The sequence below is a fragment of the Methylobacterium sp. M6A4_1b genome (genome assembly GCF_053345175.1).
Genome location: NZ_JBKEZQ010000002.1, coordinates 12,914 through 33,359 on the forward strand (window position 1 = coordinate 12,914; position 20,446 = coordinate 33,359).

General features: G+C 69.4%; 17 protein-coding genes. 10 read left to right on the forward strand and 7 right to left on the reverse strand.

The features are described 5' to 3' along the window. Positions 1 to 238: 238 nt before the first annotated feature. The 5 genes from ACLBWX_RS02090 to ACLBWX_RS02110 are packed head-to-tail and all read left to right on the forward strand — an operon-like array spanning position 239 to position 5,001. Positions 239 to 1,381, forward strand: coding sequence for an acyl-CoA dehydrogenase family protein (locus ACLBWX_RS02090; RefSeq protein WP_447675451.1), 1,143 nt, complete (start codon positions 239 to 241; stop codon positions 1,379 to 1,381). A 34-nt stretch (positions 1,382 to 1,415) separates the two neighbouring features. Next, positions 1,416 to 2,519, forward strand: coding sequence for an LLM class flavin-dependent oxidoreductase (locus ACLBWX_RS02095; RefSeq protein WP_447675452.1), 1,104 nt, complete (start codon positions 1,416 to 1,418; stop codon positions 2,517 to 2,519). Beyond that, complete coding sequence (locus ACLBWX_RS02100; protein WP_447675453.1) at positions 2,519 to 3,460, forward strand: ABC transporter substrate-binding protein; 942 nt, start codon at positions 2,519 to 2,521, stop codon at positions 3,458 to 3,460. The genes ACLBWX_RS02095 and ACLBWX_RS02100 overlap by 1 nt, the downstream gene beginning before the upstream one ends. 29 nt (positions 3,461 to 3,489) lie before the next feature. Continuing rightward, positions 3,490 to 4,029: a cupin domain-containing protein gene (locus ACLBWX_RS02105; protein ID WP_447675454.1), complete on the forward strand. Its 540-nt coding sequence runs from the start codon at positions 3,490 to 3,492 to the stop codon at positions 4,027 to 4,029. Between the two features lie 9 nt (positions 4,030 to 4,038). Next, the gene (locus ACLBWX_RS02110; RefSeq protein ID WP_447675455.1) at positions 4,039 to 5,001 is read left to right on the forward strand and encodes an aliphatic sulfonate ABC transporter substrate-binding protein; all 963 of its coding nucleotides are present in this window, start codon (positions 4,039 to 4,041) and stop codon (positions 4,999 to 5,001) included. A gap of 34 nt (positions 5,002 to 5,035) precedes the next feature. On the opposite strand, the gene ACLBWX_RS02115 is transcribed toward ACLBWX_RS02110, so the two are convergent. Next, the gene (locus ACLBWX_RS02115) at positions 5,036 to 5,782 is read right to left on the reverse strand and encodes a glucose 1-dehydrogenase (RefSeq protein ID WP_447675456.1); all 747 of its coding nucleotides are present in this window, start codon (positions 5,780 to 5,782) and stop codon (positions 5,036 to 5,038) included. Between the two features lie 106 nt (positions 5,783 to 5,888). On the opposite strand from ACLBWX_RS02115, the gene ACLBWX_RS02120 reads away from it, so the two are divergent. Further along, positions 5,889 to 6,290, forward strand: coding sequence for an ArsR/SmtB family transcription factor (locus ACLBWX_RS02120; RefSeq protein ID WP_447675457.1), 402 nt, complete (start codon positions 5,889 to 5,891; stop codon positions 6,288 to 6,290). A 212-nt stretch (positions 6,291 to 6,502) separates the two neighbouring features. Here ACLBWX_RS02120 and ACLBWX_RS02125 read toward each other — a convergent pair whose 3' ends face one another. Beyond that, positions 6,503 to 7,765 (reverse strand): D-serine ammonia-lyase, encoded by a 1,263-nt coding sequence (locus ACLBWX_RS02125; protein ID WP_447675458.1) that lies wholly within the window; start codon positions 7,763 to 7,765, stop codon positions 6,503 to 6,505. 227 nt (positions 7,766 to 7,992) lie between these two features. Next, entirely contained in the window at positions 7,993 to 8,457 is a 465-nt protein-coding gene (locus ACLBWX_RS02130; protein WP_447675459.1) for an Lrp/AsnC family transcriptional regulator, read from the reverse strand. A gap of 154 nt (positions 8,458 to 8,611) precedes the next feature. Here ACLBWX_RS02130 and ACLBWX_RS02135 point away from each other — a divergent pair, with 154 nt between their 5' ends. Then, positions 8,612 to 9,622 carry a 1-aminocyclopropane-1-carboxylate deaminase gene (locus ACLBWX_RS02135; RefSeq protein ID WP_447675460.1) on the forward strand — a complete coding sequence of 337 codons (1,011 nt, stop codon included), beginning with the start codon at positions 8,612 to 8,614 and terminating at the stop codon, positions 9,620 to 9,622. 143 nt (positions 9,623 to 9,765) lie between these two features. Then, positions 9,766 to 11,190: an FAD-binding oxidoreductase gene (locus ACLBWX_RS02140; protein ID WP_447675461.1), complete on the forward strand. Its 1,425-nt coding sequence runs from the start codon at positions 9,766 to 9,768 to the stop codon at positions 11,188 to 11,190. Positions 11,191 to 11,197: 7 nt separating this feature from the next. Here the strand turns inward: ACLBWX_RS02140 and ACLBWX_RS02145 are convergent, their stop codons facing one another. From ACLBWX_RS02145 to ACLBWX_RS02155, 3 genes are read right to left on the reverse strand one after another with little or no spacing between them, the layout of a single operon-like run. Then, positions 11,198 to 12,247 (reverse strand): sensor histidine kinase, encoded by a 1,050-nt coding sequence (locus ACLBWX_RS02145; protein WP_447675462.1) that lies wholly within the window; start codon positions 12,245 to 12,247, stop codon positions 11,198 to 11,200. Between the two features lie 13 nt (positions 12,248 to 12,260). Continuing rightward, positions 12,261 to 12,674, reverse strand: a complete 414-nt coding sequence (locus ACLBWX_RS02150) for a response regulator (RefSeq protein ID WP_447675762.1) — start codon at positions 12,672 to 12,674, stop codon at positions 12,261 to 12,263. A 35-nt stretch (positions 12,675 to 12,709) separates the two neighbouring features. After that, positions 12,710 to 14,584: an MHYT domain-containing protein gene (locus ACLBWX_RS02155; RefSeq protein ID WP_447675763.1), complete on the reverse strand. Its 1,875-nt coding sequence runs from the start codon at positions 14,582 to 14,584 to the stop codon at positions 12,710 to 12,712. A 172-nt stretch (positions 14,585 to 14,756) separates the two neighbouring features. On the opposite strand from ACLBWX_RS02155, the gene ACLBWX_RS02160 reads away from it, so the two are divergent. Further along, positions 14,757 to 16,379, forward strand: coding sequence for an ABC-F family ATP-binding cassette domain-containing protein (locus tag ACLBWX_RS02160; protein ID WP_447675463.1), 1,623 nt, complete (start codon positions 14,757 to 14,759; stop codon positions 16,377 to 16,379). 274 nt (positions 16,380 to 16,653) lie between these two features. Further along, entirely contained in the window at positions 16,654 to 16,986 is a 333-nt protein-coding gene (locus ACLBWX_RS02165; protein WP_447675464.1) for a hypothetical protein, read from the forward strand. A 252-nt stretch (positions 16,987 to 17,238) separates the two neighbouring features. Here the strand turns inward: ACLBWX_RS02165 and ACLBWX_RS02170 are convergent, their stop codons facing one another. Further along, positions 17,239 to 20,415: an efflux RND transporter permease subunit gene (locus ACLBWX_RS02170; RefSeq protein WP_447675465.1), complete on the reverse strand. Its 3,177-nt coding sequence runs from the start codon at positions 20,413 to 20,415 to the stop codon at positions 17,239 to 17,241. Positions 20,416 to 20,446: the final 31 nt, after the last annotated feature.

The following is a 20,446-nucleotide window of genomic DNA, read 5'->3' on the forward strand; positions in this document are numbered from 1 at the left end:
GCTGTCGCGGCGCTAGACGGACTATTCATCGGCGAAACAGCCTCGATGAATGCGATCTTCTCGCTCATTCCGGTTTCTTGAATAGCTCTCCTCCGAATGCGTGTTCTGAAAAACGAACGTTCTCGTTGACTCACGGCGGCGGGACCGGGACGATGGCGCGGTCGCACGGCCCGTCGAACGGGTCGCCGAGATCCCGCTGCCGGCGGCCCCCGAAACGTCGAGAGCACAAGCCCGCCCGATGCCGTCCGTTTCCACTCCGCCCGCGTTCGTCGCCGGCCTCGCCGCGCGCTTCGCCGCGCGGGCCGGAGACTTCGACCGCACCGGGCGTTTCGCGCACGGGAACATCGCCGACCTGCGGACGGCCGGGCTCCTCGGCCTGACCGTGCCGGAGCGGCTGGGCGGCGCCGGGGCCGGCCTCGAACGGGCCGCGGCGACGATCGGTGCCCTCGCGCAGGGCGATCCGTCGACGGCCCTGGTGCTGGCGATGCACCTCATCCAGCAGGCGCTGATCGCCCGCGCCCGATCGTGGCCCACCGGCCTCGCGGACCGGGTCGGGCGGGCCGCCGTCGCGGAAGGCGCCCTGATCAACGCCCTGCGGGTCGAGCCGGATCTCGGAACGCCGGCGCGCGGCGGCATCCCCGCGACGGTGGCGCGGGCGACCGCCGACGGCTGGCGGGTGACGGGCCGCAAGATCTACTCCACCGGCAGCCCCGCCCTCGCCTACGGGCTCGTCTTCGCCCGCACCGAGGACGCCGCCCCGCGCATCGGCAACATCCTGGTGCCCATGGACGCGCCGGGCGTCCGCGTGGTCGAGAGCTGGGACCATCTCGGCCTGCGCGCCAGCGGCAGCCACGACGTGATCCTCGAGGATGTCCGGGTGCCGCACGACCACGCGGTGGACCTGCGTGCGCCGGAGGGCTGGCGGGCGCCCGATCCGGATCAGCAGGCCTGGAACGCGGTCCTGATCGCCGCCCTCTACGATGGCGTCGCGCGGGCGGCGCAGGACTGGCTCGTCGCCTTCGCCACCGCGCGCCGTCCGGCGAGCCTCGGCGACAGCCTCGCCGCCCTCCCCCGCTTCCAGGAGGCGGTCGGCGAGAACGCGCGGCTCCTGGCGGTCAACGCCCGCCTGATCTGCGCGGTCGCGCAAGAGGCGGATCGCGGTCCCACGCCCGCGCCGCAGGAATCCGGCTTCCTCAAGCTCACCGTGACCGAGAACGCCATCGCGGTGGTGCAGCGGGCGGTGGAACTCTCCGGCAATCCCGGCCTGTCTCGCGCCAACCCGCTGGAGCGCCACCTGCGCGACGTCCTGTGCGGGCGCATCCACTGGCCCCAGGGCGATGCCGTGCGCACGGCCGCCGGCCGGGCCGCGCTCTCTGTCTGACCCTCGCCTCCGCTCAACGCCGCAAGGAGATTCCATGAGCTTCCTCGATCCTGACGCCGTCGAGTTCATCGGCTTCGCCGCCCCGCGCCACCAATCCGAGATCCACGCGCCCGATGGCCCGGCCATCGACCGGGACTACCTGCGTCTCCTCGCCCAGGCGCATGAATGGGGCGGGTTCGACCGCATCCTGGTGGCGTTCTACGCCACCGCGCCCGACGCGATCCTGCTTTCGGCGCAGATCGCGGCGGTGACCGAGCGCATCGGCCTGATGATCGCCCACCGCACGGGCTTCACCGCCCCGACCGTGGCCGCGCGCCAGTTCGCGACCCTCGACCAGCTCACCGGCGGGCGCGTCGCCATCCACGCGATCAGCGGCGGCGACGACCGCGAACTGGCCCAGGACGGCGACCACCTGACCAAGGACCAGCGCTACGCCCGCACCGACGAGTTCCTCACCATCGCCCGCCAGGCCTGGACCGCCGCGAGACCCTTCGACTTCGCGGGCGCGCATTACCGGGTCGAGCGCGGCTTCTCCGAGGTGAAGCCGGTCGATCCGCGCGGCATCCCGGTCTATTTCGGCGGCGCCTCACCGGCCGCCATCGCGGTGGCGGGCCGCCATGCCGACACCTACGCCCTCTGGGGCGAGAGCCTGGACCAGGTGCGCGAGGCCGTCGCGAAGGTCCGCGCCGCCGCCGCTCCGCACGGGCGCTCTCCGCGCTTCAGCCTGTCGTTCCGACCGATCCTGGCGGCGACCGAGGAAGCCGCCTGGGCGCGGGCGGAGGACATCCTGGCCCGGACCCGCGCCACCCGCGCCGCGCAGGGGCTCGGCCCGGCGGCAGCCCCGCAGAACGAGGGCTCGCGCCGGCTGCTGGCGGCGGCGGCGCAGGGCAACCGCCTCGACACCCGGCTCTACACCGCCATCGCGCGGGAGACCGGCGCGTCGGGCAATTCCACCGCCCTCGTGGGCACGCCCGAGCAGGTCGCCGAGGCGCTGCTCGCCTATCACGACCTCGGGGTGCGCACCTTCCTGATCCGCGGCTTCGACCCGCTCGAGGACGCCCTCGCGTATGGCCGCGACCTGATCCCGGCCTTCCGCGCGCTGCTCGCCCGGCGCGGCGCCCGGGCGGAGGCGGCGTGATGCGGCGCGTCCTCGCGGCCCTCGCGCTCCTCGCCCTGACGGGGCTCGCCCGCGCCGACGACGCGGTCCTGCGCGTCGGCGACCAGCGCGGCAACGCCCGCGCGCTGATGGAGGCGGCCGGCGTGCTGGCCGACCTGCCCTACCGCCTCGACTGGAGCGAGTTTCCCGCCGCGGCGCCGCTGCTGGAGGCGCTGAATGCCGGGGCGATCGATGCCGGCGGGGTGGGCGACGCACCCTTCACCTTCGCGGCCGCGGCCGGGGTGCCGGTGAAGGCGTTCCTGGCCTTCCGCAACCGACAGGACGGACTCGCCATCCTGGTGGCGAAGGAGTCGCCGATCCGGTCCGTGGCCGAGCTGAAGGGGAAAAGCATCGCCACCAACCGCGGCTCCATCGGCCATCAGGTCGTGCTCGCGGCTCTCGAAGAGGCGGGCCTGCCGGCGAGCGCCGTGACCCTGCGCTTCCTGCCGCCGGCGGATGCCAAGATCGCGCTCGCCAGCGGCAGCGTCGATGCCTGGGCGACCTGGGAGCCCTACACCTCCACCGCCGAGCTCGCCGGCCTCGCCCGGGTGGTCCGGGACGGCAACGGCATCACCCCGGGCCTGAGCTTCGCGGTGGCGAGCGACGCCGCCCTGAGGACCAAGCGGGCGCAGCTCGCCGATTTCGGCCGGCGCCTCGTCGCCGCCCGCGACTGGGCCCTGAAGGACCCCGCCCCCTACGCCGCCGTCTGGTCGAGGCTCATCGGCCTGCCCGAGGCGGTGCCCCTGCGCTGGTTCTCCCGCGCCCAGTACCGGGCCGTGCCGATCGACGAGGCGGTCGTCGCCGACGAGCAGCGCAACATCGACCTCTACGTCCGCTCCGGGCTGATTCCGCAGGCCCGGGCGCCGAAGGCGGAGGCGATCCTCGATCGCAGCTTCGAACCGGCCGCCGCTGCGGTACGATGAGCCGCGACCCCCAGCGCGAGAGGCGAGCCATGCACGGCGACCACGACCATGACCACGATCACGGCGATCACCACCATCACGACGACCCGGCGCACGAATCGCCGGCCGAGCGCTGGAAGCACGACGGCGTGCGGGTGATCCCGGGCGACAGGCTCGACGCCAACACCGCCCAGACGCCGGGCATGTTCCGGCAGGCGGCGATCAACCATGCCCGGGTCGGCGCCCAGAAGATCTGGGCCGGCACCGTGGCGATCGCCCCCGACGCCAAGACCGGCGTCCACCACCACGGCGCCCTGGAGAGCGTGATCTACGTGGTCTCGGGCCGCGCCCGGATGCGCTGGGGCGTCAAGCTCGAATACGTCGCCGAGGCCGGCCCCGGCGATTTCATCTTCGTGCCGCCCTACGTGCCGCACCAGGAGATCAACGCCGACCCGGACCAGCCCCTGAACTGCGTCCTGGTGCGCTCCGACAACGAGGCGGTGGTGGTCAACATCACCGATGTCGAGCCCGTCGAGCGGCCCGAGACCGTCCACTGGGTCGATCCGATCCACAAGCATCCCGAAACCTGAAGAGACGCCATGATCCATCGCCGCCACGCGCTGCGCGCCGCCGCCGCGCTCAGCCTCCTCGCCCTCGCGCCCGGCGCCGGCCGCGCGGCCGATGCGGACAGGCTCCGCATCGGCTTCCAGAAATCCTCGACGCTGATCGCCCTCCTCAAAGAGGATGGCGCCCTGGAGAAGGCCCTGGCCCCGCTCGACGTCACCGTCTCGTGGCACGAGTTCACCAGCGGCCTGCCGATCATGGAAGCGCTCAATGCCGGCCAGATCGACGTCTCGGCGGATGTCGCCGATACCGTGCCGATCTTCGCCCAGGCGGCCCAGGCGCGGATCGCCTACATCGCGCAGGAGGCCCCCTCGCCGAGCGCGCAGGCGATCCTGGTCGCCGCCGATTCGCCGATCCGGTCGGTGGCCGACCTGAAGGGCCGCAAGGTCGCGGTCACCAAGGGAGCCGGCAGCCACTACCTGCTCCTGGCCGCCCTCGCGGCCGAGAAACTGCCGTTCAAGGCGATCAGCCCGGCCTACCTCACGCCGTCGGACGGGCGCGCGGCGCTCGCCAGCGGCAGCGTCGAGGCCTGGGTCGCCTGGGATCCGTTCCTGTCGGCGGCCGAGCAGCAGACCGGCGCCCGTACCTTGCGCGACGGCACCGGCCTGTCCCAGTACAAGCGCTATTACCTCGCCGGCGCCGACTACGCGACGCGGCGCGCCGACGTGCTCGCGCTCCTGTTCGGCAAGCTGCGCGAGACGGGGGCCTGGGTGAAGGCCGACCCGGAGGCCGCCGCCGCCCGCCTCGGCGCCCTGTGGAAGCTCGACCCCGCCATCGTCCGGCAGGCGAATGCCCGGCGCAGCTACCAGGTCGAGCCGGTGACGCGTGCCGCCCTCGCCGAGCAGCAGACCATCGCGGACGCCTTCCGCACCGAGGGCCTGCTGCCCCGCGCCGTCGACGCCGCCGCCCTGCCGATCTGGGTGCCGCCGGGTCTGTGACGGCGCCGGCCTCGCGCGAGGCCGGCGCGGCGCCTCAGCGGATGCCGCCGCTGGCCGTGATGTTCTCGCCGGTGAGCCAGCGGGCCTCGTCCGAGGCGAGGAAGGCGACGACGTCGGCGATGTCGCCCGGGAGGCCGGCGCGGCCGAGCGGCGTCTGGGCGATGAACCCGGCCTCCATCTCCGAGCCGGCGATGCCGGCGCTCTGCGTGCCCTCGGTCGTCACGTAGCCCGGGCTGACCGTGTTGACGCGGATGCGGCGCGGCGCGAGTTCGTTGGCGAGCACCCCCGCAATCGCGTTCACGGCGCCCTTGGTGCCGCTATAGACCGCGGCGGCCGGCGTGCTGACATGGGTTATGGCCGAGGAGATGTTGACGATGCTCCCGCCCTCACCGAGGTGCTTGGCCGCCGCCTGGGAGGCGAGCAGGACACCGAGCACGTTGACGTCGAAGAGCCGGTGGTAATGCGCCTCCGTGACCTCCTCGATCGCGGCGAATTCGTAGACGCCGGAATTGTTGACCAGCACGTCGAGGCGCCCGTACTGCGCGACCGCCGCCTCGATCAGGGCCTGCGCCTCCGCCGTCTTGGAGACGTCCGCCCGGACCGCGATCGCCCGGCCCCCTTCGGCGGTGATCGCCGAGACCACGGCGTCCGCCCCCGCCTGGCTCGAGGCGTAGTTGACCACCACCGCCGCGCCGTCCCGCGCCAGCGCCTTGGCGATTCCCGCGCCGATCCCCTTCGATGCGCCCGTCACGACCGCGACCTTGCCCTGAAGCTTCGACATCCGTGTACCCTTCCGACATGGGCGGGCGCCGATCGGCACCCTGCGTCCCATAGTTCGGAAGTTCGGAACTACCGAAGTGTGGGTCAAGGCCCCATATGTCGAAAACATGAGACCGCTGTTCCACCCCGCCCTCGATGACCTGCAGCCACGTGCGATCCTGCACGCGCTGGCCGACCCCGATCGGGCCGCGATCTTCGCCAACATCGTGCGCGCGGGCTGCGTGGAGGCCTGCTCCACGCTCTCGGCGGTCGGCGAGCGGGTGATTCCGAAATCCTCCCTCTCCAACCACTTCAAGGTGCTGCGCGAAGCCGGCCTGATCCGCAGCGAGCGCCGCGGCGTCGAGATGCGCAACCACGCGCGCTGGGCGGAGGTGGATTCCCGCTTCCCCGGCCTGCTCCTGGCGATCCTGAACGCCTATGCGGGCGAGTGTTCGCGGGCGGGCGGCGCGGGAGCGGTGGCGCCGCCTCTGCCGCCTCCCGATACGGTGCAGCCGGGTCGATCCCCGTAAGACCCACCCCGTGATTCCGGGGCGCCGCAGGCGAGCCCGGACCCGGGAGGCGCGCGCCAGCGGCGTGCCATCCGGAACCGCCGACGGCGTCGACTCCGGCATCACCGACGGATCCGGATCCCGGATTCCGCGGCGCGGCCCCGGGGATGACCCGGTGCTGCGAGCGGAGGGCGCGAGGACGGCGGAGCCCCCCACGCGGAATCCGAAACCCCTCACGCCGCGGCCGCGAGCGCCTTCTGGAATTCCGCCTCGGGCAGGAGCGCTCCGCCGGTGGTCCACACCACCTGGGTGGCCCCGCGCAGCACCGGCATGGCCGCCAGGGTCGGGCGGACGGCCGCGAAGGCGGCGGCGGCCGAGGGTTCGAGGCGCAGGGCCGCCCGCTCCCAGAGGTCGCGCATTCCGGCGAACAGCGCCTCGTCCGCCACCGTGACGACACCCGCGATGAGCGGGCCGACCGTGCCGGCGACGAGGAGCGAGGCGCTCGACACCGCGAGGCCGTCGGCGGCGGTGCGGTTGTCGAGGCCGATGTCGTAGACGCTGACCGGCCGGTCGAGCCCGGCGGCGAGCTGCACCAGCATGCACGGCGCGGCGACGGGCTCGACGAAGACGCAGTGAACGGCATCGCCGAACAGGTGCTTCAGCCCCAGGGTGACGCCCCCCGGCGCGCCGCCGACGCCGCAGGGCAGGTAGACCACCAGGGGATGCGCGGCATCGACCTGGATCCCGGCCGCCGCCAGCTGGCGCTGCAGGTCGAACGCCGCGGCGGCATAGCCGAGGAACAGGTCGACCGAGCTCTCGTCGTCGACGAAATGCGCATCCGCCCGGCCCGCGAAGGCGTCCCGCGCCGCCGCGACCGCGCTGCCGTAATCGCCGGCATGCTCCACCACCCGGGCGCCGAGGTCGCGCAGGCGCTGCTTCTTCCAGGCCTTGGCATCGTGGGACATGTGGACCTCGACCTGGAAGCCGAGGGCGCGCGCCATCACCCCGACGCTGAACCCGAGATTGCCGGTGCTGCCCACCGCGACGGTGTAGGCCCCGAAGGCCGACCGGATCTCCGCCTCGGCCAGACGCGCATAGGATTCGCCGTCCTGCAGCCAGCCCTGCGCGAGCGCCAGGCGCTCGGCGGTGACCAGCACCTCGTAGACGCCGCCGCGCGCCTTGATGCAGCCCGTCACCGGCAGGTCGTGGTCGGCCTTGACCCAGATCGCCGGACCGTCGCCGCCGCGGACATGGGATGCGACCTCCGGGGCCAGCGGCAGCAGCGGTGAATCGATCCGTCCGGTCTCCAGCTCGGGGAACAGGGCCGCCAGCAGCGGATCGAACCGGCGCCAGCGCGCCTCCGCGTCGCGAACCTCGGCGAGGCCATAGGCGAGGCCCGGCAGGACCTCGGCGGCCCGCCGCAGGTGCGGATTGCGCCAGACCGTGGGCCGGCCCGCGCACACGGCGTCGGGAATCCCCTGCGGTCGATCGGACATGGGCGTGACCCTTTGATGAAAGGCGGGATGCGGATGATCCCCGGCACCACATGTCATTCCGGGGCGCCGCAGGCGAGCCCGGAATCCAGAACCGCCGACGGCGTCAGGTTCGGCGCCCCCTGCGGATCTCGATCCCGGGCTCCGCTGCGCGGCTCCGGGATGACGGCGTACCGAGCGTGAGTTTCTGGCGCGACCCTCCGCCGAACGCCTCCCCCTCGCCGCCCCGCTCAGATGTCGAGCGGCGCATTGTCGACCACCTCCTTCATCACGAAGAAGGTCCGGGTCTGGCGGACCCCCGGCAGGGCGATCAGCGTCGCGCTGTGGAGGCGGTTGAAATCCGCCATATCGGAGACGCGGATCTTGAGGAAGTAGTCGAAATCGCCGGCCACGAGGTGGCAGTCGAGCACCATCGGCATGGCCCGGGCCGCGGCCTCGAAGGCGGCGAAGCTCTCCGGTGTCGAGCGGTCGAGCACCACGCCGACCATGACCAGGGAGCCGCGCCCGACCTTCTCCGGCGCGATCTGCGCCCGCACGCTCCGGACGTAGCCCTCGTCGAACAGGCGCTGGATGCGCCGGTGGCAGGTGGCCGCGCTGGTGTTCACCCGCTTGGCGATCTCGGCATTGCCCATGCGTCCGTCGGCCTGGAGCAGGCGCAGGATCTTCAGGTCCATGCGGTCCAGCGCAGCGTCCATGGAAGATCCTTTCGTACGAGGGATCGAAGACGCAATCGACGTGCACCGTCGCCGGCCTGAGGCCCGGTTCTGCAACATCACAGGCCTGATTTCGAGAGCACCTTTCGCCGACTCTTTGCTAGCTTTCCGGAGCTGACCACGAAGGACTCCGCCCATGCTGTCGAAATTCGAGCGCTACCCCCTCACCTTCGGCCCGACCCCGATCGAGCACCTGCCGCGCCTCACCGCGCATCTCGGCGGCGACGTGCTGATCTACGCCAAGCGCGAGGACTGCAATTCGGGCCTCGCCTATGGCGGCAACAAGCTGCGCAAGCTCGAATACATCGTGCCCGACGCCATCGCGAGCGGGGCCGACACCCTGGTGACCATCGGCGGCGTCCAGTCCAACCACACCCGCATGGTGGCGGCGGTGGCCGCCAAGATCGGCATGAAGTGCCGGCTGATCCAGGAAGCCTGGGTGCCGCACGAGGACGCCGTCTACGACCGCGTCGGCAACATCATGCTGTCGCGCATCATGGGCGCGGAGACGCAGCTCGTGGATGACGGCTTCGACATCGGCATCCGCGAAAGCTGGACGAAGGCCCTCGAAGACGTGAAGGCCAAGGGCGGCAAGCCCTACGCGATCCCCGCCGGAGCCTCGGTGCACAAGTTCGGCGGCCTCGGCTTCGTCGGCTTCGCCGAGGAGGTCCGCGCCCAGGAGGCCGAGATGGGCATCCACTTCGACTACATCGTGGTCTGCACCGTCACGGGCTCCACCCATGCCGGCATGGTGGTGGGCTTCGCCGCCGACGGGCGCGCCCGCAACGTCATCGGCATCGACGCTTCCTGCACCCCGGCCCAGACCAAGGCGCAGGTGCTGGAGATCGCCCGGAACACCGCCGAGCTCATCGGCGCCCCCGCCGTCACCGCCGACGACATCGTGCTCAACGAGGACTACGCCTACCCGGTCTACGGCGTGCCCTCGAAGGAGACCGTCGAGGCCATCCGGCTCTCGGCCCGGCTGGAGGGCATGATCACCGACCCCGTCTACGAGGGGAAGTCGATGCAGGGCATGATCGATCTCGTGCAGAAGGGCTTCTTTCCCAAGGGTTCGAAGGTGCTCTACGCCCATCTCGGCGGCGCCCCGGCGCTCAACGGCTACAGCTATACCTTCCGCAACGGGTGAGTTGCCGGCCCGGCCCGGGGGCCGATACGTCTCCTCCCGTCGGATGGCGGAGGCTTCCCTTCGGGGCGGCCGCGCGACATGGTTCGACCGCGAAGGCCGAACCTGCGCGGCCAGCCACGAAGCGCCCTGCCGAAGGAGCCCCCATGCCGGAATCCCTGTCGGACCGCGACGCCCTGGCCCCGTTCGAGGTGCTGCTCGGCACCGGCGGCGTCCTCACGGACCCGGCCCTGACGGCGCGCTACACCCGGGACCAGCGCGACCTGATGCAGGGCGAGACGCCCGCGGTGCTGCGCCCGCGCAGCGTCGCGGAGGTCCAGGGCATCGTCGGGCTCGCCCGGACCCACGGCTTCGGCCTCGTGCCCCAGGGCGGTAACACGGGCTATGTTGGCGGGGCGACGCCGGAGCCCGGCCGGCGCCAGCTCGTGGTCAGCCTGGAGCGGATGACCCGCATCCGCGGGGTCGACCCCCTGAACTTCACCCTGGCCTGCGATGCCGGGACCATCCTGGCCGATGCCCAGAAGGCGGCCGAGGCGGAGGGGCTGTTCCTGCCGCTGAGCCTCGGCTCCGAAGGCAGCTGCCGCCTCGGCGGCAACCTCGGCACCAATGCGGGCGGCCTCCAGGTCCTGCGCTACGGGATGGCCCGCGACCTCGTCCTCGGCCTGGAGGTGGTGCTGCCGGACGGCTCGCTGTTCTCCGACATGCGGACCCTGCGCAAGAACAACATCGGCTACGACCTGAAGCAGCTCTTCATCGGGGCCGAGGGCACCCTCGGCATCATCACCGGCGTGGTGCTCAAGCTCTGGCCGGCCCAGGGCCAGCGGGCGACCGCCTGGCTCGAACTCGCCGAAGGGGCGCCGATCCCCGAAATGGCCGCCCTGGTGCGCCGCGAAACCTCCGATCTCGCCTCGACGTTCGAGTTGATCTCGGCCTCCTCCCTCGGCCTCGTCACCGCGATGCGCGGCGCCGAGACCGGGCTGAAGGCCGGACCCGGCGGGGCCGTGCTCCTCGAGCTCACCGCCTCCTCGGACCGCATCCCCCTCGACGACGTGCTGATGGGCTGCCTCGAGGCCCTGATGGAACGAGGCTGGGTCGTCGACGCGGTGCTGGCCCAGTCCGAAACCCAGCGCCGCGCCTTCTGGACCGTGCGCGAAACGATTCCCGAGGGGGAGAAGCATGCCGGCGGATCGGTCAAGCACGATATCGCCGTGCCGATCTCCCGCCTGACCGATTTCCTGGCGCGCGGCGCCGCCCTGCTCGCCGAGCGCCTGCCGGACGTCCGCCTGTCGGTCTACGGCCATGTCGGCGACGGCAACCTGCACTACAATCTCGTCGTGCCGGCGGGCCGCGACCGGCTCGCCTTCACCCGCGAGATCGAGGCGGGTTTCGCCCACGACCTCTACGCGATCGCGCTGGAATACGGCGGTGGATACAGCGCGGAATACGGCATCGGCCGCTTCAAGCGCGACCTCCTGGAGCGCTATTCCGATCCCGCCCGCCTGCGCCTGATCGCGGCCGTCAAGCGCGGCCTCGATCCCGACGGGATCATGAATGCCGGCGCCCTGGTCTGAGGAATCCTCAGCCCTGGAACGAGAGGGTGGCGCGGGTTCCGATCGGGCCGCCGCCATAGACCAGGGCCGAGCGCAGGTTCGTCGCCATCGCCCGGATGATGCGCGAGCCGAGGCCGGTGCCCCGCGGCTGGCCCTCGCCGGTCCAGCCGATGCCGTCATCCTCGACCGTCAGGGTCAGTCCATCGGCGCCCTCGCGCGCGACGGAGACCCGGATTTCGCCCGGAACTTCAGGTGGATAGGCATACTTGTAGGCGTTGGTCACCAGCTCGGTGACGACGACGCCGATCGAGACCGCCTTGTCGGTGGCCAGCCGCACCGGCGCCGCGTCGAGGCGAATGGCGTGGTCGCGACCGGCCGCCTTCATAGCCGCCTGAAGCTCCTCCACGAGGCTCGCCAGATAGGCGTCGAGGTCCACCGCCTCGACGTCGTCGGAGGTGTAGAGCCGGCGGTGGATGCCCGCGATCGCCGAGATCCGGGCCTGCATCTCCCGGAGCGCGGCCTTCGCGGCCGGATCCGTGACCGCGTTGGTCTGCATGTGGGTCAGCGCCGCCACCAGCGCCAGCGAGTTGGCGACGCGGTGGTTGACCTCCCGCAGCATGATCTCGGCCCGGTCGCGCGCCTCCCGTACCGCCTGCTCGGCCCGCTCCTTGTCGCGCCGGAGCGCTTCTTGCCGGAGCGCCGTGTCGATGGCCTCGCCCAGGAGTTCGCGGAACTGGCCCTGGAGATCCTTCCAGACGTAGTCGACGGCGCCCGCCTTCAGGGCCGCCACAGCGACGCGGCTGTCCTCCGACCCGGTGACGTAGACCACCGGCGGCGCTTCCGGCAGCGCCCGGATCGTCGGCAGGATGTCGAGGCCGGTCTGACCCGGCATGTGATGATCGAGCGCGACGACGTCGATGCCACCCTGTGCGAGACGCACGAGGCCGGCATCGCCGTCGACGGCGATCTCCACGGCGTAGCCTCGCGCCGCGAGGGCGCGCTGGACGAGTCGCCCCAGACCGGGGTCGTCGTCGATGTAGAGGACGCGACCGCGGCCTGGAGGGGCTGGCTCGGTCATGAACGTGCGGACGTCATGGGTTTTCCGGCACCTGCATGACCGAGAAGAACAGCCCGAGCTGCCGGATGGCGTTGGCGAAGCCCTCGTAGTTCACGGGCTTGGTGATGTAGACGTTGGCGCCGAGATCGTAGCAGCGTTGAATCTCGCGCTGGTCATCCGTGGTGGTGAGGACGACGACGGGCGAGCGCTTGGTATGAGTGTTCGCCTTCACCTTCTCGAGGATGTCGATGCCCGTCATGTCCGGCAGGTTCAGGTCGAGGAGGATCAACATGTGACGCTTGGCGCTCGCCTCGCCGGTTCCATCGGCACCGAGAAGGTACTCGAGCGCCGTCGTCCCGTCCCGGAAGGGCAGGATCGTGTTGTTCACGCCGGCACGGCGGATGTTGCGCTCGATCAGGCGCGCATGGCCCTCGTCGTCTTCGATCATGACGATTTCGACGGCGTTCACGCTTCGCTCCGCATCTATTCCGCAGCGAGCCGCATCGGCGGCCCATCCTGTCCCCGACCTGTAGCGGTCTCGCGCGGCAGCGTCACGCTGAAGGTTGTACCGACCCCCAGTTCCGACGCGACCTCGATCCGACCCCCGAGTGAGCGCACCAGCGCCTTCACGTGGGCGAGCCCGATGCCCTCACCGGGCTTGTCCTGAGCGCCGGAGCGCCGGAACAACTCGAAGACCCGCGCATGATCGCGTTCGGCGATGCCGCGGCCATTGTCTGCAACGGTGTAGCGGATGCGACCGCCACCCAGCGTCTGCGCCTGGATCTCGATCCGCCCCGGCCGCGCCGGATCGAGATACTTCACCGCATTGTCGATGAGATTGCCGAAGACCTGCTCGATCGCCAGCCGGTCGGCAACGAGACGAGGTAGGTCCGGTGCGATCACGACGCGGGCATTTACCTGCTCGATCTGGTGCTGCTGCGCATCGGCGAGTCGGCGCAGGAGACCCGACATGTCGAGACGTTCCGGCGTGAAGCTGCGCCGGCCCTCCCGCGACAGCTTCAGGATGGCGGCGATCAGACGCTCCATGCGCGTCACCGCAGCCTTTATGAAGCCGAGAGCCTCCCCGAGATCCGCGTCGATCCGCTCCGCCTGCGGATTCCCCTGCAGGGCGGCGCGTACATCTTCCCGTGTCGTCTCCAGCTCGCTCGTGAACCCCATCACGTTGACGAGGGGCGCGCGCAGATCGTGGCTGACGATGTAGGCGTAGCGCTGAATCTCTTCGTTGGATTCGCGGAGTTCCGCCTCGGCTTGGCGCTGCTCGGTGATATCGGTGTGAACCCCGACCCACTCCCGAATCGACCCATCGGCATTCAGGACCGGCACGGCCCGGATGGCATAGTGCCGCCAGGCGCCGTCAACGGAGCGCACCCGATGCTCGTGTATGAAGGTCCGGCGCGCCCGGACGGTCTCGTTCCACTCCTCGATACTGGCCTGCTGGTCGTCGGGATGGACCGCATTTGCCCAGCCATAGCCCTCGTATTCAGTCCGGGTCTGGCCGGTGATGGCGCTCCAGCCGGGCTGCTCGCCAAGCATCCGGCCCTCCGCATCGTTGGTCCAGAGAACGCCGCGCACCGCCTGCACGGCGGCGCGGAAGCGCGCCTCGCTGGCCTGCAGCTCGCTCTGGACCCGCTGCTGGTCGAAGGAGGACGCGAGCATTGCCAGGAAAAGAATCAGGAAGGTTGCGCCGGCTACGGCCAAGGCGAGGTTCTGCTGCGCGGTGCCGAGGTCGGTCGCGTGACCGATAGCGCCCTCGGCGGTGAAGGTCGCTGCGGCCATGCCCGTATAGTGCATGCCCGCCACCGCAAGCCCCATCACGCTGGCAGCGATGAGTGTCTGCCACACGCTGTTCTGACGCAGGGTCAGCCAGAGTGCCGCAGTCGCTGCCGTGACCGCGATGACGACCGAGAGTCCGACCAGCGGCCAAGCATAGCTGAGGTGGCCCGGCATGCGCATCGCCGCCATGCCGGTGTAGTGCATGGCAGCCACCCCGAGGCCCATGGCCAGCCCGGCGACGAACAAGTCGCGACGCGTCGCTCCCCGGCGGCTGATCCAGCCAAAGGCCGCTCCGGTGCAGACGACGGCCAGCATCAGGGACAGGGCCGTGGTGCCGAGATCGTAGGCGATCGGCATGCTCATCTCGAAAGCCAGCATTCCGACGAAGTGCATCGACCAGATGCCGCCGCCCATCGCGCAGGCGGCAGCAGCGATCCAAGCCCAGCGACGCCCGCCCGCCGAGACCCGGCCGCGTCCCCCGAGATCGAGGGCGGTGAAGGAGGCGAAGGTCGCGATCGTGACGGACAGGGCGACGAGTGCAGGATTGTAGCCGGTGTGGACCATCGGAGGCGCGAAGGGACCGTTCTGACAGGGAAAAAACCAGCCTAGCCCGTCTTCGCCTCGAGGACCATCGGCGCCGATCCGGGAGAAGGCGCGGGTTCGGTGCCGGGCTGCACTACCCCTCGGCGTCCGCATGCCGTAAGGCCGCTGAACCTGCCCGAACCTCCGTGAAACCATGATCCGCCTCGAAAAAATCGGCAAGCAGAACGGTCGCCAGATCGTCTTCATCGAGGCCTCCGCCGCGCTGCAGCGGGGCGAGAAGGTCGGCCTCGTGGGGCCCAACGGTGCCGGCAAGACCACGCTGTTCCGGATGATCACCGGCGAGGAGCAACCCGACGAGGGCCAGGTCGCCGCCGATCGGGGCATCACCATCGGGTATTTCAGCCAGGATGTCGGCGAGATGTCCGGCCGCACCGTTGTCTCCGAGGTGATGAACGGCGCCGGCCCGGTCAGCGAGATCGGGGCCGAGCTGAAAGAGGTCGAGCAGGCCCTGGCCGATCCCGAACGGGCCGACGAAATGGAGGCGCTGATCGAGCGCTACGGTGAGGTCCAGGCCCGTTTCGAGGAACTCGACGGCTACGCTCTGGAAGGCCGTGCCTACGAGGTGCTGGCGGGCCTCAGCTTCTCCCAGGAGATGATGGACGGCGACGTCGGCAAACTCTCGGGCGGCTGGAAGATGCGCGTGGCGCTCGCCCGCATCCTCCTGATGAATCCGGACGTCATGCTCCTCGACGAACCGAGCAACCACCTGGACCTGGAGAGCCTGATCTGGCTCGAAGCCTTCCTCAAGGGTTACGAAGGCGCCCTCCTGATGACCTCGCACGACCGCGAGTTCATGAACCGCATCGTCACCAAGATCGTCGAGATCGATGGCGGGCAACTCACCACCTATTCGGGCGACTACGCCTTCTACGAGCAGCAGCGGGCACTGAACGAGACTCAGCAGCAGGCGCAGTTCGAGCGCCAGCAGGCGATGCTGGCCAAGGAGATCAAGTTCATCGAGCGCTTCAAGGCGCGCGCCTCCCACGCCGCACAGGTACAGAGCCGGGTGAAGAAACTCGACAAGATCGAGCGGGTGGAGCCCCCCAAGCGCCGCCAGAGCGTCGCCTTCGAGTTCCTGCCCGCCCCCCGCTCCGGCGACGACGTCGTGATGCTGAAGAACGTGCACAAGCGCTACGGCAGCCGCACGATCTACAAGGGCCTCGATTTTTCGATCCGGCGGCGCGAGCGCTGGTGCGTGATGGGCATCAACGGGGCCGGCAAGTCGACGCTCCTGAAGCTCGTGACCGGCACGGCGGAGCCCGACGACGGCAGCGTCGCTGTCGGCGGGAGCGTGAAGCTCGGCTACTTCGCCCAGCATGCCATGGATGTGCTGGACGGTGATCGCACGGTGTTCGGTTTCCTCGAGGATTCCTTCCCGCAAGCCGGCCAAGGCTCACTCCGGGCTTTGGCGGGCTGCTTCGGCTTCTCGGGCGACGATGTGGAGAAGCGCTGCCGGGTGCTCTCGGGTGGCGAGAAGGCCCGCCTCGTCATGGCTCGGATGCTCTACGACCCGCCGAACTTCCTCGTCCTCGACGAGCCCACCAACCATCTCGACATGGGCACGAAGGAGATGCTGATCGCCGCCTTGGCGAACTACGAAGGTACGATGCTGTTCGTGAGCCACGATCGGCACTTCCTCGCCGCCCTGTCGAACCGCGTCCTCGAACTCACTCCGGACGGGATCCATCAGTATGGCGGCGGCTACACCGAATACGTCGCCCGCACGGGCCAGGAAGCGCCTGGACTGCGAAGCTGACGTCGGGAAAACGGGCCGGCCGAGGCTCCGTCGAGCCGATGCCGGATCGGCGATGCCGGATCGACCGCGATCCATATCGTGAGCCTGTCGGCATCGCGCGGAGCAGAAACGACCGCCCGAAAGATACCTTGAGAGTGCCATCGGACACAAAGCCGACGGCCAACGAAACGCGCATTCCGACCCTGAACTTGAAATGAACAAAAAGTCAGATTAACTGAACATTAACGATCAGCCTTCCACACTCGGCTGCCACTCACCAACCAGGAGTTCGGATATGTCCAGCGGACTGTTCCAGAACCTGCCGGGCGCTCACGAAATGGGAGGGCTTCAGGCCCTTCCGAGTGAGCCGTGGCTTCTCCCGATCTCGGACCGGACGAACTCCGTGACGACGGATGCCGATCGACTGGAAGCGGCCGTTCGGTTGTCCGTTCGTCCTTTCCAGCGAGCTGCGAACGTTCTGGTGGCAGCGCTCCTGCTCCTGTTGTCCGTTCAGATCGGCGCCAACTGGATGAGTGCTGGAACTCCGCATCCGACCACGGGCCAGATCGCGGACGCGACCCCGCCGGAGATGCCGGTGACGAAGGCCGCGCTCACCATCAACAACTGAGTGCTTGCTGCGCCGTCCTCATGGCCGACCCGCTTTCGAGCGGGTCGTGGGATCCTCCGAGAGAACGTCGCGGCAGCCAAATCCACCGAACCGCCTGAGCGACTTAGCCATCGTGCCCTGTTCGTGAGCCGACCGGGTGGTTGCTTGAAGCGCGAGCCATCGGTCTCCCTCCGCTGCACCACTGAGTTCCCCCTGATCATTCGCGTGAGTCCGGTCCGCGGCTTCACGGCTGCTCGCGGTCCCGGATCGAGTTCAGGCGGTGACCGAAGCCGGCTGTGCAGTCGCGTTCGCCGGCACCTCCCCGTCCTCCTCCTCGGCCAATCCGGGCGTCCGCCGTGACAGCGTCAGGATGAGCACCGGCAGGATCAGCAGGATGAGGAGCGGCGCGAGGCTCATGCCGCCGACGACGACCAGCGCCAGCGGCTTCTGAACCTGCGAACCTACGCCGTTCGAGAAGGCGGCCGGCAGGAGGCCCACGCCGGCGACCACACAGGTCATCACCACCGGACGAAGTTGCGTCTGGCAGGTCCGCAGCATCGCCCGCACCCGTTCCTCGCCTTCGACGATGAGGCCATTGAAGTGCGAGAGCACGATGATGCCATCCATCACGGCGATACCGAGCAATGCGATGAAGCCGATGGCGGCGGATACACTGAATGGCGTGTCGGTGATCACCAGCGCGAGGACGCCGCCGGCTGCCGCCATCGGGATGACGCTGAGCGCCAACAGCATGTCGATCACCGAGCCGAAGTTCATGAAGAGCAGGATCGCGATGAGACCGATGGCGATCGGCACCGTGACCGACAGGCGCGCCAGGGCGCCCTGCATGTTGTTGAACTCTCCTACCAGTTCGAGGCGGTAGCCGCGCGGCAGGGTCACCTCGGTGTTCACCCGCTCGCGCGCCTCCAGGATCGCGCTGCCGAGATCGCGGTCGCGCACGCTGAACTTGACCGGCAGGTAACGTTCCTGACCTTCGCGGTAGATGTAGGCCGGGCCTGAAACGAGCGCGACTTGCGCGACTTCGCTCAAGGGCACCTGCATCAGCGTGCCGTTGGGCCCCTGCCCCGAAATGCGCAGGTTGCGGATCGAGGCCACACTCTGGCGGAATTGCTCGGCGAGGCGGATCACGATCGGATAGTGCCGGTCCGAGCCGCTGTCGTAGAGGTCTCCGGCGCTGTCGCCGCCGATGGCGGTACGCACCGTGGCATTGATATCGCCGGGGGTGAGGCCGTAGCGCGCCGCGCGGATGCGATCGACGTCGATCTGAACCGTCGGCTGGCCGAGCGACGTGAATACGCCGAGATCCGTGACACCGGAGACTTTGCGCAGCACCGCTTCGACCCGGTTGGCAACCTCCGTCAAGGTCTCGAGGTCGGGCCCGAACACCTTGAAAGAGTTCTCGCCCTTGATACCCGAGACCGCTTCGGCGACGTTATCCTGGAGGTATTGCGAGACGTTGAACTCGACGCCGGGGAAGTCGGTACGCAACCGGTCCAGGAGATCACCGATCATACGGTCCTTGGTCATGCCAGGGCGCCACTTCTCCGCCGGCTTGAGGGGCGCGAAGAACTCCCCGTTGAAGAAGCCAGCTGCGTCTGTCCCGTCATCCGGCCGGCCGTGCTGGGAGACCACGCTCTCGACCTCCGGCACTGCGGCGATGATGCGGCGGATGCGGTTGACGTAAAGGTTGCCCTCCTCCAGCGAGATCGTGGCCGGCATGGTGGCGCGAAGCCAGAGATTGCCCTCCTCGAGCTTGGGCAGGAACTCGAGGCCGAGTTGACGTCCCGCGACGCCGACACCGGCGGTGAGCAGCAACGCGAGGCCGATCGTGAGGATGCGGTTGCCGAGGGCGGCGCGGATGGCAGGCCGGTAGAACCGGTCGAGGGTCCGCACGAGGATCGTCTCGACCTCCTCGACATGGGCCGGCAGCAGGTAGGCGGAGAGGACCGGCGTCACCGTGAACGTGGCGATGAGACCACCGAGCAGCGCATAGGCGTAGGTCTGTGCCATCGGCCCGAAGATGTGGCCTTCCACTCCCGTGAGGGTAAAGAGCGGCAGGAAGCCGGTCACGATGATGATCGCCGCGAAGACGATCGAGCGACTGACATCGCCTGAAGCCTGACGGATGCGCAGGAGCTTGCCGGCGAGGCCCGGGCGGACGACCTCCCTGGTCGGGGCGCCGTGACCGGAGAGCCGCCGGAAGATCGCCTCGACCATGATCACCGTGCCGTCGACGATCAGCCCGAAATCCAGGGCGCCGACGGAGAGCAGGTTCGCCGACTCGCCTCGCACCACCAGAATGATCACGGCAAAGAACAGCGCAAATGGGATCGTCGCCACCACGATGAGGGCGCTACGCAAGTTGCCGAGGAACAGCCACTGGACGATCAGGATCAGAACGATGCCGACCAGCATGTTGTGCAGCACGGTGTGCGTGGTAACGGCGATGAGATCGGCTCGGTCGTAGATACGCTCGATCTTCACGCCGGGCGGCAGCAAGCCCATGGCCTCGATGCGTCCGACCTCCGCCTGGACGGCCTCGATGGTTGGCGTGCTTTCCTCGCCACGTCGCATCAGCACGATGCCCTGGACGATGTCGTCGTCGTCGTTCATGCCGGCGATGCCGAGGCGCGGCTGATGCCCGATGGTGACGGTGGCGACGTCCTTGACCAGCACCGGCGCGCCGCCCGACTGGGTCAGCACGGTCTCGCCGATGTCGTCCGTCGAGCGAATCAGGCCGACGCCACGCACCACCGCCGACTGCGTCCCGAGGTTGATCCGGTTGCCGCCGACGTTGAGGTTGCTGTCGTTCAGGGTCTTCACCACGCCCGATAGGGTCAGGCCGTAGGCAGTGAGCCGGTCGAGGTCTACCGCGATGTCGAAGGTCTTGGTCTTGCCGCCCCAGCCGATCACGTCGATGACGCCGGGCACGGCGCGGAAGCGGCGGCGCAGGACCCAGTCCTGAAGGGACTTCAGGTCGAGAACGCTGTAGCCCGCTGGAGCCGTAAGCTTGTAGCGGAAGATCTCGCCGATCGGGCTCACCGGAGAGATCGTGGGCTTGGCGCCGTTCGGCAGGGCATCGAGTTGGGCAAGCCGGTTGAGAACCTGCTGCTCGGCCTCGCGGTAGCTCAATTCGAAACCGAACTGCAGCTTCACGTCGGACAGGCCGTAGAGCGAGACCGAACGGACCTGCTTCAGATTCGGGAGGCCCGAGGTGATCACCTCGATGGGCACTGTGACGTAGCGCTCGATTTCTTCGCCCGAAAGGCCCGGCGCCTGCGTGATCACGTCGATCATCGGCGGGGTCGGATCCGGATAGGCCTCGATGTTCAGGGTTCGGAAGGCCACGAGCCCGCAGGCCAGCAACAGGACGAACGCGAGCACCACCAGGGCACGCTGGCGCAGCGCGAGATGGACGAGGCCGGTCATGCGTGGGTTTCCTGCTGCCGAGGGCCGACGG